Origin of the sequence: Parapedobacter flavus (assembly GCF_035818675.1) — a bacterium.
GTDB classification, from domain to species: Bacteria; Bacteroidota; Bacteroidia; order Sphingobacteriales; family Sphingobacteriaceae; genus Parapedobacter; species Parapedobacter flavus.
Genome location: NZ_JAYKZZ010000006.1, coordinates 86063 through 102396 on the forward strand (window position 1 = coordinate 86063; position 16334 = coordinate 102396).

Below are 16334 nucleotides of genomic sequence, written 5' to 3' on the forward strand. Positions count from 1 at the left end.
CGCGTTTTACGATAGTGGGCATAAGTGATATTTTAGCGAAATTTGGCCAGAGCAATCAGGTAGCAACGCTGGCAAAGGCCTTGCAGGGCAAAAAACCGAACATCCACCTCAAAGGGTTGATCGGATCGGCCGATGCGATGGTGGCCGTGGCATGCTACAAATTGCAGGAGCGGCCCCTTGTATTCGTGCTGCCCACCCATGAGGATGCCGCTTATTTCCTAAGCGATTTGGAAGGGTTGCTCGATAAGCAGGTGCTCTTCTTCCCCGCATCGTACCGCAAAGCCTTTGACTTTACGCAGACCGATAGCGCCCACGTATTGCAGCGGGCCGAAACGTTGAGCACACTCAACCATACGAGTGAGTTGCCCAAAATGGTGGTGACCTACCCCGAGGCCTTGGCCGAAAAGGTAATCAACCGCAGCGACCTCGAAAAGAATACGCTTGAGATTACCCAACGGGCTAACCTTGATATCGACTTTATCAATGAATTCTTGCAGGAGTATGAGTTTGAACGGGTAGACTTTGTGTATGAGCCGGGGCAGTACGCCATTCGTGGGGGCATTGTAGATATTTTTTCGTTTTCTAACGACCTGCCCTACCGAATCGAATTTTTCGGTAACGATATCGAAAGCATCCGCACGTTCGATATCGAAAGCCAGCTGTCGGTAAGCAACATCCATACGGTAACCATCGTGCCCAACGTACAGGCGAAGTTCCTTACGGAAGGCAACATCGCACTGCTGGAATACATCCCGGCCGATGCGGTGATTTGGTTCGAAGATGTGCAGTTTACAATGGATATCATTGCGCGCGGTTACAAGAAGGCCACCGAGTTGTGGCGCGCCCTGTCGCCCGAAGATAAGCAGCAGAATCCCGAGTGGGTGGATCCGAAGTACAATTTTATCGACGATAAGAACCTATCGGCCATCCTGCATGATTTCGCCGTGGTAGAATTCGGCAAGCAGTTCCTGTATAAAGCCGATGATACCATCGTGTTTGACCAGCGCCCGCAGCCGTCGTTCAACAAGGACTTCAGCCTGTTGATACATAATTTCAAGGAAAACGAGAAGGCCGAGATTGAGAATTGCATTTTCAGCGATTCACCCCGGCAAATTGAACGGCTGATCACCATCCTCGAAGACATGGATAAGTCGGTCACCTTTACGCCCATACATACCGCCCTGCGCGAAGGCTTTGCCGATGTGGTGCTGGGCGCGGCGTGCTATACCGACCACCAGGTGTTTGATCGCTATTATAAATATAAACGGAAGAAGGGCTATGAGCGCTCGCAGGCGATTACCTTGAAGGAGTTGCGCGACCTGAAGCCGGGCGATTACATTACCCACATAGACCACGGGATCGGTAAGTATGCCGGACTGGAAAAGGTGGAGGTGAATGGTAAGATACAAGAGTCTATACGCCTGGTATATGCCGACAACGACCTGCTGTATGTAAATATCAATTCGCTGAACCGTATCTCGAAATATACGGGCAAGGATGGGGTGGCCCCCAAGATGAACAAGCTGGGGACCGACGCGTGGGACAAGCTGAAGAAAACCACTAAAAAAAAAGTTAAGGACATTGCGCGCGACCTGATTAAGCTATACGCGCAACGTAAAGCACAAACAGGTAACGCATTTAGTCCGGATACCTACCTGCAGACCGAGCTGGAGGCATCGTTCATCTACGAGGACACGCCCGACCAGGAGAAGGCGACGCGCGATGTGAAGGGCGATATGGAATCGCCTAACCCGATGGATCGCCTCGTGTGCGGCGACGTGGGCTTTGGCAAAACGGAGGTCGCCATCCGTGCGGCATTCAAGGCGGTAGCGGATAGCAAACAGGTGGCTGTGTTAGTACCCACCACCATCCTGGCTATGCAGCATCACCGTACCTTTACCGAGCGCCTGAAAGGGTTTCCGTGCACCATCGATTACATCAACCGGTTTAAAACCAACAAACAGATCAAGGAGACACTGGCCCGGCTGGCCGAAGGGAAGCTGGATATCATCATCGGTACGCACCGGTTGGTGAGCAAAGACGTGAAGTTCAAAGACCTCGGCCTGATGATCGTGGATGAGGAGCAGAAATTTGGTGTGGGGGTAAAAGAGAAGCTCAAGCAGCTGCGCGCCAACGTAGATGTGCTTACCCTGACGGCAACGCCGATACCGCGAACGCTACATTTCTCACTAATGGGGGCGCGCGACCTCAGTATTATTAATACGCCGCCGCCAAACCGGCAACCCGTGCAGACCGAGTTGCATGTATTTAACGAAACCCTCATCCAGGAGGCGGTGAGCTACGAGGTAGACCGCGGTGGGCAGGTATTCTTCATCCACAACCGCGTGGCCGACCTGCCACAGCTGGGTAATTTGATTAAGAAGCTGGTGCCCCACGCACGGGTGGGCGTGGCCCACGGCCAGTTGGAGGGCGATGCCCTTGAGGATGTGATGCTCAAATTTGTGGAGCATGAGTATGACGTGCTGGTGGCCACCACCATCATCGAGGCGGGCCTGGATATCCCCAACGCAAATACCATTATCATCAACCATGCGCACATGTTTGGGCTGAGTGACCTCCACCAGATGCGTGGGCGCGTTGGGCGCTCCAACAAAAAGGCTTTCTGCTACCTACTGAGCCCACCGCTCTCTACGCTCACTGCCGAAGCATACAAGCGTCTTAATGCCATTGAGGAGTTTTCGGAGCTGGGCAGTGGCTTTAACGTGGCCATGCGCGACCTCGACATCCGCGGCAGCGGCAACCTGCTGGGAGCCGAGCAGAGTGGTTTCATTGCCGAAATTGGATTTGAGATGTACCACAAGATACTCGATGAGGCCATCCAGGAACTGAAAGACGACGAGTTCTCGGCGCTCTTTACCGATGTGAAGCCGCGTGACTTTGTATCGTTCACCCAAATCGATACCGATTTGGAGGTGCTCATTCCTGATGAGTACGTGACCAACGTGGCCGAGCGGTATAATCTCTATAATGATATTTCCAAGTTGGAAGGCGAGGAGCAGCTCGACGCCTTCCGGCAGTCGCTGCGCGACCGGTTCGGGCCGATACCGCCTCAGGTAGAGGAGCTGCTGAATACATTGCGTCTGCAGTGGTTGGGTAAGGAAATCGGCTTTGAAAAAGTATCTTTCAAGAAAAATGTACTCCGTGGCTACTTTGCCACCAACCCGGCCTATTTCGAAAGCGATCGCTTTGGTAAAATATTGCAGTTCGTGCAGCAGAACCCCACTATCTGCAACCTCAAGGAGGTAAAAGGCTCGCTGCGCATCGCCTTTGAGCGGGTGCCCGATATTGGGTATGCCATCGGTATTCTGAATAGCATAGTAGCAACGGAAGACGAGGCAGCGACCACCCAGAATTAATTCACTGCCGGCAATAGGGAATAGTCCTCGGCGTACTCCAGCATCTGGCCGTAGAAATCGGTGACATATTCCAGCTTCACGTCGGTTATTTCGCCATTTTCCTCGATGGCAATAAGCCTAGGCTGCACGAAACCTTTGTAAGGTTTGAGTTTCAGTTTGGCGTAGCGGGCCAGTACTTCGTCATGGAGTTCGCGGTTAACTTTCACGCCGTAGGTTTCGACGAGGTTTTTGCCGGCCTCGTAATCGCCTTCCGATTTAATCCGTTGGATTTCACGGAGCAGCTCACCGAAGAGGGTGCGTAGTTTTTCGTAATCGTTTACCTGCACGTAGGTTTTTCCGTCGATTTTCTCGATGGAGACCACGTTGTCTGCCTTGCCTTTTTCATACACCCAGTAGGCGTTGAGTGCGCGGTTGCGCATGTGGGCTTCCTCAATCTGGTCGCCCGGCTTGATACGCGTGAGCTGCGTCATCAACCCGTTCATCATGTAGCTGTCGTATTCGGCTTTCCCCGCTTCCAGCGATGGCATCACGCCGATTTCAATCAGCTTAGGGTCGATGATATAGTACAGGGCCACGAGGTCGGCCCGGGCTTCTTCTAAGCAGGACGCATAGCTCTTGAGCGTCTTGTCGGTGGTGCCCACGCCAGGGTTGATCTGGCCGGAAGCGTGGCCGATGCATTCGTGCATATCGGTATGGAGATCGCTCGCCAGGTTACCGTATTTTTTCATGCGGTTCAGCTTGGCCGTGTCGGCCACGAACTCTTCGAGGAAGCCGCTGTTGGCACTGCTTTCATTGTAGGCATGCACGATGTTGCTGAGCGATACCGATTTGGATCCGTATTCCTTGCGCAGCCAATCGGAGTTGGGTAAGTTGATGCCAATGGGCGTGCTGGGGGCCGCATCACCCGCCTCGGCAATGACCGTAATGGCCTTGGCGCTGATGCCTTTCACTTCTTTCTTCTTATGCGCAGGCATGAGCGGCGAGTTGTCTTCAAACCATTGCGCTTCATCGGCGATGGCCTTGATACGCTTCGTGCTTTCGAGGTCTTTCAACGAGAGCACGGCTTCGTAGCTGCCCTTGATGCCCATAGCATCGTTATATACTTCGATGAAGCCATTGGCGAAATCGATGGTGCCCGTAGTATCCTGCACCCACGCTTTGTTGTATTCATCCCACGTGTGGAGATCGCCCGTGCGGTAGTACTCGGCTAGCAGGGTAAGTGCTTGTTGTTGGGTAGGGTTTTCGGCCAGGGGGATGGCTTTTTCGAGCCAGAAGATAATCTGATCGATGGCGCTGCCGTACATGCCGCCTGATTTCCACACCCGTTCGGCCACCTTGCCGTCTACTTTCACCACCTTGCTGTTGAGGCCCCATTCGGGATCGTGTCCGGTATCGGGGAATGTGCTGTAAAAGGCTTCGACCTCCTGCTGGGTAACGCCCTCATAGAAGTTGTTGGACGATTGGGCCACGTGATCGATGCCCTCGGTGAGGTTGACCATCTTCGGGTTTACCGTGGAATCGAAGATGACTGGCTGGATGCGGTCGATGAACGCGGTAACGCTTTCACCTTCGCGCAATGGGAGGGTTGCCGTATCACAGGCTTGTACCAGCCCACCGAAGTATGCGGCGCTGCACTCGGGCACAAATTTGTCGTTGGAGTAATGGTGGTGAGCGCCGTTACTGAACCAGAAGTGACCTGCATACGTTTTGAGCTTTGACCATTCGTCGCCACTTTTATCCGTTTCGGGATTATTGAAGATTGCTTCGAGGGTTTTACGGATGGTGAGGTTGTCTTTACCGCGTTGGTCGTAGATGATGTCGCGGCCCGACAGTGCGGCCTTGTAGAGGTAGTATGCCAGCTTTTTCTGCTGGAGGGTAAGCGCATCGAATCCCGGTACATCGTAACGCAGGATTTCGAGGTCGGCAAATGCATCGACCGTAACGGGTGATGCTTGTCTATCGATAGCCGTGTCCCTTTCGGGCGACTGGCACGATTGGGATAGCGTAGCCAGCGCTACGGAGCTAACAACGAGCATAGTGATTTTGGAACGTACAGTTTTCATGATTGAAATATTCATTTAGTGCATGGTGTCATGGCCGAATTGGTGCTCGGCACCCTGCAAAGGAAATAAAATTAAACCGAAAACCATTCTTTTGTTTAGTTTCGTGGTGAAATTCTGGCTTATAATTAGGTGAAAAGTTCGATTCAACGAGCAGGGTATGTGATTGCAGGTACGGTGTTTGCCATCTTGTGGGCATCGGCATCGGCAGCCACGAAGATCGGCCTGCTCGCGGCACAGCCTTTTATGATTGCCATCGCACGTTTCGCCGTGGCCGCCACGGTAATGCTGGTCATTGCCCACCTCGTGATGGGGCAGCGACTGCCCGCGGGCTGGCAGCTCTGGAAGCGGCTTTCCATTTATGGGTTTCTGAACGTGGGCCTCTACCTCGGCTTGTATGTGGTGGCCATGCAAAACGTATCGGCTGGGTTGGGCACCTTGTTTGTGGCCACCAACCCCGTGCTTATCACGGTGATGGGAGCAGTATGGTACAAGCAGCCGGTGGGGTGGAGTACGGTCGTGAGTTTTATGCTTTGCATCGTGGGTATGTTGCTGGCCTCATATCCCCTGTTGGGTGAGAGCTATGCCACGCCAGCTGGTCTCACCGTGCTTTTCCTCAGCATGTTGTCTTACTCGGCCGGGTCGATTTATTTTGCCCGACAGGACTGGGGCGAGCTGCATATCCTCGCCATCAATGGTTGGCAAACGCTGATCGGCGGACTGTGCGTGGTGCCGTTTGCGGTTTTTTTCCATGAGGGGACAGCCAACACATTCGATGGCCGATTTTGGGGTGCGGTGCTATGGCTGGCCATTGCCGTTTCGGTCGTTGCGATGCTCCTTTGGCTGTATCTCTTGCGTGATAACCCCATCAAAGCATCCGCTTGGCTGTTTCTCTGTCCCATTGCGGGCTTTGCTATTGCGGCGGTGTTGATGGACGAACCGCTCTCTTGGCATACCGGGGTGGGCGTGCTGCTGGTGATGGTGGGCCTGTATATCGTGCAGCGGCGGCGGGCAATATCCCGATAGTGTACGTTGCCTCGCGGAGAACTGAGGATTCCGCGCATTTTACATCAAAAAAGGTAATGCCTGCCGTGATACGGCTTTGCCGATGGGGTAAATTTCCCTAAGTTTGTATGATTGCAAAGTAGCCCCTTTCAAATTTTCAGATATCATGAGTCATATAGAAACCGATCTAATACACGCGGGTAAGTCGTTTAATGACACACAAGCCGTGGTGCCGCCCATTTACCAAACGTCAACATACTATGCATCGGCCGATGCGGATGCCTATATGGCGGCGGCCACCGATGCGCGGTACCCGTATTTTTACCATCGTCATGGCAACCCCGTGAGCAGCCAAGCGGCTGAGGTGGTCGCTCGGCTGGAAGGCACCGAAGCGGCGCTGCCAACGGCTACGGGCATGGCAGCCATCAGCACGGCCATCCTCACGGTAGTGAAGGCGGGCGACCATGTGGTCGCCCAGCAGTCGCATTACTCGGCGGCTAGCATTCTGCTGAAAGAGCTGCTGCCACAATTCGGCGTGGCGGTCTCTTTCTTTGACCAGGGTGATAACGCGTCGCTCGCCGAAGCCCTGCGCGATAACACGACGTTGATTTACCTCGAAACGCCTTCTAATCCGAACCTTGCGGTGACCGATCTGGCATATGTGGGTGCCTTGGCGCGGCAGCGCGGAATGACCACCATCTGCGACAATACCTTCGCCAGCCCCATTAACCAGCGGCCGGCCGACTTCGGTATCGACATTGTGGTGCATAGTGCCACCAAGTATCTCGGTGGCCACAGCGACCTCACCGCAGGCGTAATTTGTGGTACGGAAGAGACGGTGAACAAGGCTTGGAAGAAATTGCTGTCGCTTGGGGGGGCACTGGCGCCGTTTGATGCGTGGTTGTTGCTGCGCGGCCTGCGTACGCTGTCGCTCCGGGTGAATCAGATCAATGCCAACGCCATGGCATTGGCCCAATGGTTGGAGCGGCACCCACATATTGCACAGGTAAGCTATTGCGGACTACCGTCGCACCCCCAGCATGAACTGGCGAAGCGCCAGATGAAAGGCTTTACGGGGATGCTCTGTGTGGAGGTGGCAGGTGCCGATGAGCGCCAACAGTTTGCCCACGCACAGACGGTGTTGAACCGATTGAAAATCTTTGCGAACGCAGCAAGTCTTGGTGGTGTGGAATCGTTGGCGGTACATCCGGCCAGCATGTGGGGACTGCACCACTCGCCCGAGCAGAAGCTGAAGGCGGGCATCAACGACGGCATGTTGCGCATCTCTGTAGGTATAGAGCATATCGACGACCTGATTGGCGATTTCGAACAGGCGCTGGCGGGTCTGTAATAAGACGTGATCGGAAGAATGACGCGACTGGGGAAATACATATGGCGGTTAAACCAATGGCGCATCCAGCGGGTGTCGAACCGGAATTTCCTCATCATCCTATCCGTATTGGTAGGGGTGATGGGTGGACTTGCTGCTGCCGCATTGAAGGGGCTTACCCACTCCATTGCTTCGTTCTTACAGGATGAGGTACAGTGGGAATACAAGTATTACCTGTACCTCTTTTTTCCGTTGATAGGCATCCTGCTCAGCGTGGTTTATGTAAGGCGGTTTATTAAGAGTAAGCACATGGCGCACGGTATGACCCCGATTATGTATGCCATATCGCGTAAATCGAGCAAGCTCGAACCCCACAACATGTATTCGCAGATCATCACGAGTGCGCTAACCATCGGGTTTGGCGGGTCGGCGGGCTTGGAGGCACCGATAGCGAACAGCGGATCGGCGATTGGTTCGAACATCGGCCGGGTCTTCGGACTCAACTACCGCGAAGTTACGCTCTTGCTGGCATGTGGTGCCGCGGCAGGAATCGCGGGGGCGTTCAACAGCCCCGTGGCGGGGATGATCTTCGCGATAGAAATCCTTCTGCCGGAGTTTTCGATACCGGCATTCATTCCCCTGCTGATGTCGGCAGCGACGGCCTCCGTGATATCGCGGCTGCTTTATAGCGAGCCGCTGTTCCACCTGCTCACCGACGATTGGGATATGAGTGCCCTGTTTTTTTATGTGGTGTTGGCCATCGTGATCGGCTTATTTTCCATTTATTTCGCAAAGCTGAGTACGGCCGTGAATGGATGGTTCGGCCGAATTACCAACCCCTACCGCAAAGTGTGGCTGAGTGGGCTGCTGCTAGGGCTGCTTATTTTCCTTTTTCCGGCGCTGTACGGGGAAGGGTACCTGGCCATACAACAGATCCTGGATGGCAACCACCATGCGTTGCTTGAGAACAGCATCTTTTCGGAATACAGTTCCTATGGGTATCTGATTGTTTGCTATGCGATCATTACGGTATTTGCCAAATCGTTCGCCTCGCTCGTAACGCTCAACAGCGGTGGCAATGGTGGTATTTTCGGGCCCACCGTGGTGATGGGTGGTTTATTGGGGTTTGCCTTTGCCTATGGATTGAACCTGACGGGGTGGGTGACCCTCGATATCGCGAATTTTTCCGTCGCAGGCATGGCCGCTGCCCTGAGCGGCATCATGCATGCACCCCTTACGGGCATTTTCTTAAGTGCCGAGATCACCGGCGGCTACGCGCTGATGGTACCGTTGATGATTGTCACCTCCATCGCGTACTTGATTAACCGCAGCGTGATGAGGCATTCCATTTACACCAAAGCACTAGCCGAGAAAGGCGATTTGCTTACCCACGAGGATAAAGACCGCACGGTGCTGAGCATGATGAAGCTCCGCTATGTGCTCGAAACCAACTTCACCATCCTCCACCCCTGGGAGAAGCCGACGGATAGGCGCCACGACATTATCCATACCAAGCGGAATATCTTTCCGGTGGTAGATGATGATACCGGTAAGCTGCTGGGGATTATCTATAGCGAGCGTTTGTTTGAGATTCTGCTGGGTGAAACGAACGAGGGCGACAAAACGATAGCCGATTTGGTACAGAAGCCGGTAGATACGGTGCAGATGGGTGCTAATATGGAAGTGGTGATGAACAAGATGAACCGAGAGGACATCTGGATATTGCCGGTGTTGGGTGAGGAGGGGGAGTACATGGGCTTTGTGTCCAAGTCCGCCGTTTTCAACAAGTACCGGGCCTTGCTGATGCGGCAGGCGGATTACCTGTCGTAACTCTTCTGTTGTTAACATTAACTTAATGTTACGACAATGATTAATACACATTAACTTTACATTTTTGTGGCTTTAATTGGTAATTGGGATTACTATGGAGTACATGTTATTTATTGTCGCCGTATTGCTGGTATTGGCCATTGCGGATTTGATTGTAGGCGTGAGTAACGATGCCGTCAACTTTTTAAATTCAGCCATCGGGAGCAGGGTAACGAGCTACCGGAACATTATCCTCATTGCCGCAGTGGGTATACTGGTGGGGTGCTTTTTCTCTAGCGGGATGATGGAGATTGCGCGGAAGGGTATTTTTACGCCGCAGCACTTCACGTTCGACAAAGTCATGTGGATATTCCTAGCGGTGATGCTGGCTGATATTGTGCTCCTTGATATTTTCAATACGCTTGGACTTCCTACTTCGACGACCGTTTCCATTGTCTTTGAGCTATTGGGCGCTTCCATGATTATGGGGTTCCTTTTCGCGGCTGAGAAAGGGGAATCGATTGGTGAAGTGATGAAATACATCAACATAGACAGCACCTTTTCGATTATCTCGGGGATATTTCTTTCCATTTTGATTGCCTTCACAGGAGGGATGATTGTACAGTTTTTCGTCCGCTCTGCATTTACCTTTCAATACGAGAAGCGTATAAAGAGCTTGGGCGTGCTTTTTTCGGGTGTCGGTATTGCCGTCATTATCTATTTTCTGTTGATTAAGGGGCTGAAAGGCACTACATTGGCACAGGGAGACTGGGTAAGTTCAATTTATGACAACGTTGTGGTGGTGATGCTTGTTGTCATTGTAGTATCCATCGGGGTTTGCTACTGGCTTCAGCGTCAATTTGGGGTGAATCCACTGAAAATCGTGGTGTTAGCAGGCACGTTTTCACTGGCGATGGCGTTTGCTGGAAACGACTTAGTGAACTTTATTGGTGTGCCGATTACCGGCCTGTTGGCCTACCAGAATTGGCTGGGTAGCGGTGTGCCGGCTGACGCGCTATACCAAGATTACCTGGCCAACAGCGATATCATCGTGCCCGGCTACATGCTGGGGATAGCCGGGTTGGTGATGGCCTTGACCCTCTGGCTGAGTGCAAAGGCCAAGAAAGTGACCGAGACCGAGATCAATCTCGGCAAGCAGGGGGACGATGGAAGCGACGATCGGTTTAAGCCCAACACTATTTCACGGCGGGTGGTGAAGACCGCGATGATGCTGGGCAATGTGTTTGATGCGGTGATACCGCGCAACGTGAAACGGCGTTACAACCTGAGCTTTGAGCGCGATAAATTACAGAAAGCCACGTTGGTTGGCGAAAGTGCACCAGCGTTCGACTTGGTAAGGGCAGGGACCAATTTGATATTGGCGAGCATATTGATTGCATGGGCTACCTCGCAGAAGTTGCCGCTGTCCACTACCTATGTAACCTTTATGGTGGCTATGGGTACCTCTTTGGCCGATAAGGCCTGGGGTCGCGAATCGGCGGTTTACCGGGTTACGGGCGTACTTAGTGTGATCGGTGGGTGGTTCATTACGGCACTTATTGCGTTTTCGGTTGCAGGCCTATTTGTGTTTGTGATTTACCAGGGCGTGGTGGCCACAGCGGTGCTTATGAGTGTTGTGCTCGTTTATATTATTATTTCTAACATTACTTTTTCTAAGAAGGAACAGAAATCGAAAGTTGAGAAGAGCAGGCTCAGTTTGCTAGAAGAGGGCGATCTTGATGTATACATCCGCAGCAAGAATATGCTGGTAACGATGATCATCGAAATATCAGGCCACTATGGTACCGTGTTGAATGGTATTCGTAGCGGCGATGCATCGGCTATTAAGCGGACAGATAAGGAGCTGATGGACCTCATCAAGTATTCGTATAAACTGAAGCGGAACAGCCTCCGGGCCATCCGGAAGCTGGAGGTCGCCGACCGCCGCTCGGCCGAAGTGATTGTTCACGGCTCCGACCTGATTCAGGATATGCTCCAATCGGCCAAGTTTCTGAGCGCAGAGAGCCTGCAATACATCGAGAACCTGCATGAGCCGCTGGCCAGTGGTTTCATTGACACGTTGGAGGTGTTGGCCGGAAAGATGGATAAGTTTTTCCGGTTGGCTACCCATGAGCTCAATGAAGAAGATGGGCCAGACGTGCCACTGCTACGCTTGAGCCGCAACGAAATTCGCGAATTCATCAATACAAATTTCGGCAATGAGCTGGATATCATCCGCCGCAAGGATATTGGTAGCAAGCAGGCGCTGCTCCAAACCAGTATTTTCCTTCAAAGCCGTGATATACAGGCGGTACTTTTTCGGATATGCAAGTTGTACGGCCGGTTTGAGAATTGAGGGATGCGTATTTAGGTATTATAAGGCTGGGTTGACACGCTCAACTGCTACGGCACAGGTAGTAAATCAGGGTGCGTGCGCCCCATGTTCCTACATAAACTAAGACAATTATTTTCGTTTTAGGTTATTATTGCAGCCGCCGAATCGGTCAGGAAACGCTCCGAAGTCGTTTTTCAAAGTCTTCGAAGTCAATTTTAAAATGACCGCCGTCACTCCAGAAGCTCTCCGAAGTCGGTTTTTGAAGTGACCAAGCGTCATTTTTAGCTGGTTTTATAAAAAAAGCCGCCCCGATGTATTCGGGGCGGCTGATCGGCCGGGGTAATGACAGCGTAGATTATCGCATTTTCTCGAAAGTTAAACCGTCAACAACAGCCTTGACATGCTTGCCTGGGTGGAACAGCAGGCGCGTACGGAAAATATTCGCCCCGGTTACTTCCTCCTCGGTGTCACTTCCGGTACTGTTGCTCCCCAGGCGGAATGCGCCGAGGTTGCCTAAGCGTACGATATACCGGTGACTGATGTTGCGCGGGATTTCGCGTACTAGGCTCTGCAAAACAGCGTACACATCGGATTCTGTGAGTGATGATGAATACGAGATGTCTGCCGCCAGGTTTTCGAGCGTGATTTCGCCGGTGTGCACCGGACAGGGATAGAACTTCTTCGGTGCGGCCGGATCGCCCGGCTTGCCGATTTCCAAAACGTTGAATTTAATTGCCATGTTACTTCTTTTTAAAAGTTAAAAAATAAAAAATAATACTCCATGCCGCAGGCGGTACCTTTCCCTTGGCAATACAAAGTTGAGAAGAATGGCAAGAGGCGCTGTCGGAATTGGCGGAATTGTCGGTTTTGACGGAATTGTCGGGTTTGTCGGGCATAAAAAAACCGCCTCACCTAACGCGAGACGGTTATTCCATAAAATCTTTTCGCTGCCGAGGCAAACCCTTTGCCAACTGCTTGGTTTAGGAGCGACGCATGAAGACGGAAAGTTCCGCTACCGGAATGCCCAGATAATCTGAGGCCTGATAAACCGTCACATGCTGGTGCTTACGCAATCCAAACATATCCCGAATCTTATTAATGAGTCGCTGGCAGGTGCGTTCGCTCAGGCCAGTAACCTGTTGAAGATCCGCAGGATAAACAGCTAGTCTTGGTAAAGATATTTTCATATCTGCCGATAATTGCTTAAGCAAATTTAAGAACCTTTAATCCTTACGGAAACATTTCATTTGAGGGTGTTTTTAAACTAAAATAAATTGGGGCTTAGTGAGTTCTCGCCTTTTTTTTGGCAATCATCGCCAGCGTAAGCGCACCGGCTAGTCCCGACAACAACGATGCTACCAGTACTGAAAATTTGGCTTCCGCCATTAAAAGTTCCTGACCTGTAAATGAAAGCAGCGCGATGAAGATAGACATGGTAAAGCCGATACCCGCCAATAATCCCACGCCTACGACGTGCATCCAGGATGCTTTGTTTGGAAGTGTACAGATACGTAGCTTGACGGCTATCCAAGAGATCAGCATAATGCCCACAGGTTTGCCAATGAGCAGCCCGAGTATAATGCCTAGTCCGAGCGGGGTGAATAGGCCATGGAACATCTCTTCCTGGAACCGAATATTGGTATTGGCCAAGGCAAATAGGGGCATAATGAGGAAATTGACTGGTCTTACTATCAGGTGCTCCAGTTTTTCAAGCGGAGACTCCTTCGCGTCGGGTGTGGTCGGCAGGGTCATGGCGACCAATACCCCCGCAATGGTGGCATGTATACCAGAGTGATGGATGAAATACCAGATGAAAACACCGGGTATCAGGTACATATAGAGCTTCTTCACACCAAGGCGGTTGAATACCAATAACAATGCAAATATCCCACCGGCGTAAAGTAAGTAAGTGAAATGGAGCTCGGAAGTATAGAAAATGGCGATGACCAATATGGCTACCAAATCATCGACAATAGCCAATGCTGCCAGGAAGATTTTGAGTGAGACGGGTACTTTTTTGCCCAGCATGGTGATAACAGCGATAGCAAAGGCGATATCGGTAGCCATCGGGATGCCCCACCCTGCTGCCGTTGTTGTACCCGCATTGAAAATAGCATATATCGAGGCTGGCACAAGCACCCCACCAACAGCAGCGAATATGGGCAGGGCCGCCTTTTTCGGCGAGGATAATTCACCTTCCACCAACTCCCGTTTGATTTCCAAGCCCACCATCAGGAAAAAGATGGCCATCAGTCCGTCGTTGATCCACAGCAACACGGAATAGCGTAGATGTATTTGTTCGGTATGCATGCCTAGCTCCGTTGCAAGGAGCTGTTCAAAATAAACACCCGCGGGAGAATTGGCGATGAGGAGCGAGATAACGACACAAAACAGCAGGATAATACCGCCCGCTGAGCCAGACTTGAGAAACTCCCGAAAAGGCCTTAGATTTATCAGTGTATTCATACGGCTAAAAATACCAAACACGGTCAGGAAAGTGAGGGAGTTCCTGATATCTTTATGAAATCTTTATGTATCGGTGTCTAACTTTGTAAAGGATGAACCCCCAAGGCATATCAGCTAAGCGTACAAATAAAGTGCGTCAATTTCTAATTGGCATGGCATCGGTCACGCTGTTGTCGATTGCCTGCTATGCGCTGGGCGACCTGATAGACTATCGTGTGGTAGCACTCCTTCTGTTGGTTGCCGTTTCCGTCCTGGCCGTACTATTTGATATCCTCCCTGTACTCGTTTCCGCCTTGTTAAGCGCCATATTGCTCAATATCTTTTTCATTGAACCTGTGCCGCATTACGAAATCACGGATGCCGAAAGCGTGCTGTTGTTTTTGGTGTACCTGTTTATTGCATCGGTCAATGCTGTTCTCACGAACCGGCTGAGAAATCAAGAAAAGAAAATACGCGATCGTGAAGAGAAGGAGAACACGATCAAGCTATATAATACGTTGCTCAACTCACTCTCCCATGAATTGAAGACACCCATAGCGACGATTATTGGCAGTATCGATACCTTAAAAGAAACAGATAACACCATTCAGCCTATACAACGGATGGAGTTACTGTCCGAAATGGAGATAGCCAGTACCCGCCTCAATAGCCAAGTGGAAAATTTGCTGAATATGAGCCGACTTGAGACGGGAACACTGAAACTGAAAAAGGATTGGTGTGATGTGAATGAACTCGTTTTTCTGGTTATCAACGAACTTTCCCTCAATGATACGCACGAGCTAGTTTTTGAGCCCGATGAGACCTTGCCCTTGTTCAAATTGGATAGTGGGCTCATGGAAACGGTTTTGAGTAATATCATCCACAACGCCACACGTTATACGCCTAAGAATTCCACTATTCACGTTACCACAGCTTATGATGACACCCATTTATGGGTACATATCTGCGACAACGGCAATGGTATACCCGAGCCGCAAATTAATCGGATATTTGAAAAGTTCTACCGCCTTCCAAATTCCGGAACAGGCGGTTCGGGCTTGGGGTTGTCGATCGCAAAGGGGTTTGTGGAGGCGCACGGAGGCACAGTGCAAGTGATAAACCAAACAGACGGGGGGGCTGCTTTTACGATAATGATCCCGGCAGAAACATCGTATCTTAAAAACGTAGGGGATGACGAATAAACCGACAGTATTGATCATAGACGATGAGCCGCAGATCAGGAAGTTGCTGGAGATTAATCTCGTCGGCAACGGGTACCTCGTCAAACAAGCGGCATCGGGCAAGGAGGGATTGCAAATGGCGGCCAGTCACCTGCCTGATGCCATACTACTGGACCTAGGGTTGCCCGACTTGAATGGACACGAGGTGCTGAGGACGCTCCGTGAATGGTATAACCGGGCGATAGTCATTCTCTCGGTACAAAATAGTGAAATCGATATTGTCCGAGCCCTGGATAATGGCGCGAATGACTATTTGACCAAGCCCTTCCGCGTAGGTGAACTGCTGGCGCGCTTACGCTCGGCTATCCGCTACAACGATACCAATTCTAATATACAGCTTGTAGAAGCAGGGGGGGTGGAGATTGACCTTGGGGCACGGCTTGTTAAGCGTTGCGGTGACGTTTTGAAGCTGACGGCGACCGAGTACAACTTACTTGCTCTATTGGCAAGCAATAAGGGTCGGGTGCTAACCCACCAGTTCCTGCTTAGGGAAGTTTGGGGCGTCAGCTTCCAGGCAGAAACGCAGTACTTACGGGTGTTTATTGCGCAGCTTCGTAAAAAGCTCGAAGATGACCCCAACAGACCCAAGCATATCATTACCGAAAGCGGCGTGGGTTACCGGTTTCAATAGCAATTTAGCAACGTTTTCTTACTGAAAATTGCTCCATGAAAAGGGCATTGAGCCATTGATTTTTAGTCAGAAAATTTGTATTTTTGATGTCAACGAGTACT

General features: G+C 51.4%; 11 protein-coding genes. 7 read left to right on the forward strand and 4 right to left on the reverse strand.

What is annotated here, in order from left to right; translation table 11 throughout:
- Nucleotides 1-14: 14 nt before the first annotated feature.
- Complete coding sequence (gene mfd / locus U9S71_RS06105) at nt 15-3377, forward strand: transcription-repair coupling factor (RefSeq protein WP_326326222.1); 3363 nt, start codon at nt 15-17, stop codon at nt 3375-3377.
- Here the strand turns inward: mfd and U9S71_RS06110 are convergent.
- Nucleotides 3374-5440, reverse strand: coding sequence for a dipeptidyl-peptidase 3 family protein (locus U9S71_RS06110; RefSeq protein ID WP_326326025.1), 2067 nt, complete (start codon nt 5438-5440; stop codon nt 3374-3376). The genes mfd and U9S71_RS06110 overlap by 4 nt on opposite strands.
- Before the next feature lie 129 nt (nt 5441-5569).
- Here U9S71_RS06110 and U9S71_RS06115 point away from each other — a divergent pair, with 129 nt between their 5' ends.
- The 4 genes from U9S71_RS06115 (at nt 5570) to U9S71_RS06130 (ending at nt 11937) form a co-directional block, all read left to right on the forward strand.
- Nucleotides 5570-6463, forward strand: a complete 894-nt coding sequence (locus tag U9S71_RS06115) for a DMT family transporter (RefSeq protein WP_326326027.1) — start codon at nt 5570-5572, stop codon at nt 6461-6463.
- Between the two features lie 145 nt (nt 6464-6608).
- Nucleotides 6609-7793 (forward strand): trans-sulfuration enzyme family protein, encoded by a 1185-nt coding sequence (locus U9S71_RS06120; protein WP_326326029.1) that lies wholly within the window; start codon nt 6609-6611, stop codon nt 7791-7793.
- Nucleotides 7794-7811: 18 nt separating this feature from the next.
- Nucleotides 7812-9602 (forward strand): chloride channel protein, encoded by a 1791-nt coding sequence (locus tag U9S71_RS06125; protein ID WP_326326030.1) that lies wholly within the window; start codon nt 7812-7814, stop codon nt 9600-9602.
- 94 nt (nt 9603-9696) lie between these two features.
- Nucleotides 9697-11937: an inorganic phosphate transporter gene (locus tag U9S71_RS06130; RefSeq protein WP_326326032.1), complete on the forward strand. Its 2241-nt coding sequence runs from the start codon at nt 9697-9699 to the stop codon at nt 11935-11937.
- A 334-nt stretch (nt 11938-12271) separates the two neighbouring features.
- Here U9S71_RS06130 and U9S71_RS06135 read toward each other — a convergent pair whose 3' ends face one another.
- From U9S71_RS06135 to nhaA, 3 genes are all read right to left on the reverse strand, one after another.
- Nucleotides 12272-12655 (reverse strand): HU family DNA-binding protein, encoded by a 384-nt coding sequence (locus U9S71_RS06135; protein WP_326326034.1) that lies wholly within the window; start codon nt 12653-12655, stop codon nt 12272-12274.
- A 241-nt stretch (nt 12656-12896) separates the two neighbouring features.
- A complete protein-coding gene (locus U9S71_RS06140; protein ID WP_326326035.1) occupies nt 12897-13103 on the reverse strand; it encodes a hypothetical protein in 207 nt (68 codons plus the stop codon).
- Between the two features lie 94 nt (nt 13104-13197).
- On the reverse strand, nt 13198-14382 hold the full coding sequence (gene nhaA / locus U9S71_RS06145; RefSeq protein ID WP_326326037.1) for a Na+/H+ antiporter NhaA: 1185 nt from the start codon (nt 14380-14382) through the stop codon (nt 13198-13200).
- A gap of 152 nt (nt 14383-14534) precedes the next feature.
- Between nhaA and U9S71_RS06150 the strand changes: the two genes are divergently transcribed.
- A complete protein-coding gene (locus tag U9S71_RS06150) occupies nt 14535-15563 on the forward strand; it encodes a sensor histidine kinase (RefSeq protein ID WP_326326039.1) in 1029 nt (342 codons plus the stop codon).
- Entirely contained in the window at nt 15553-16233 is a 681-nt protein-coding gene (locus U9S71_RS06155; RefSeq protein WP_326326041.1) for a response regulator, read from the forward strand. The genes U9S71_RS06150 and U9S71_RS06155 overlap by 11 nt, the downstream gene beginning before the upstream one ends.
- Nucleotides 16234-16334 lie beyond the last annotated feature (101 nt).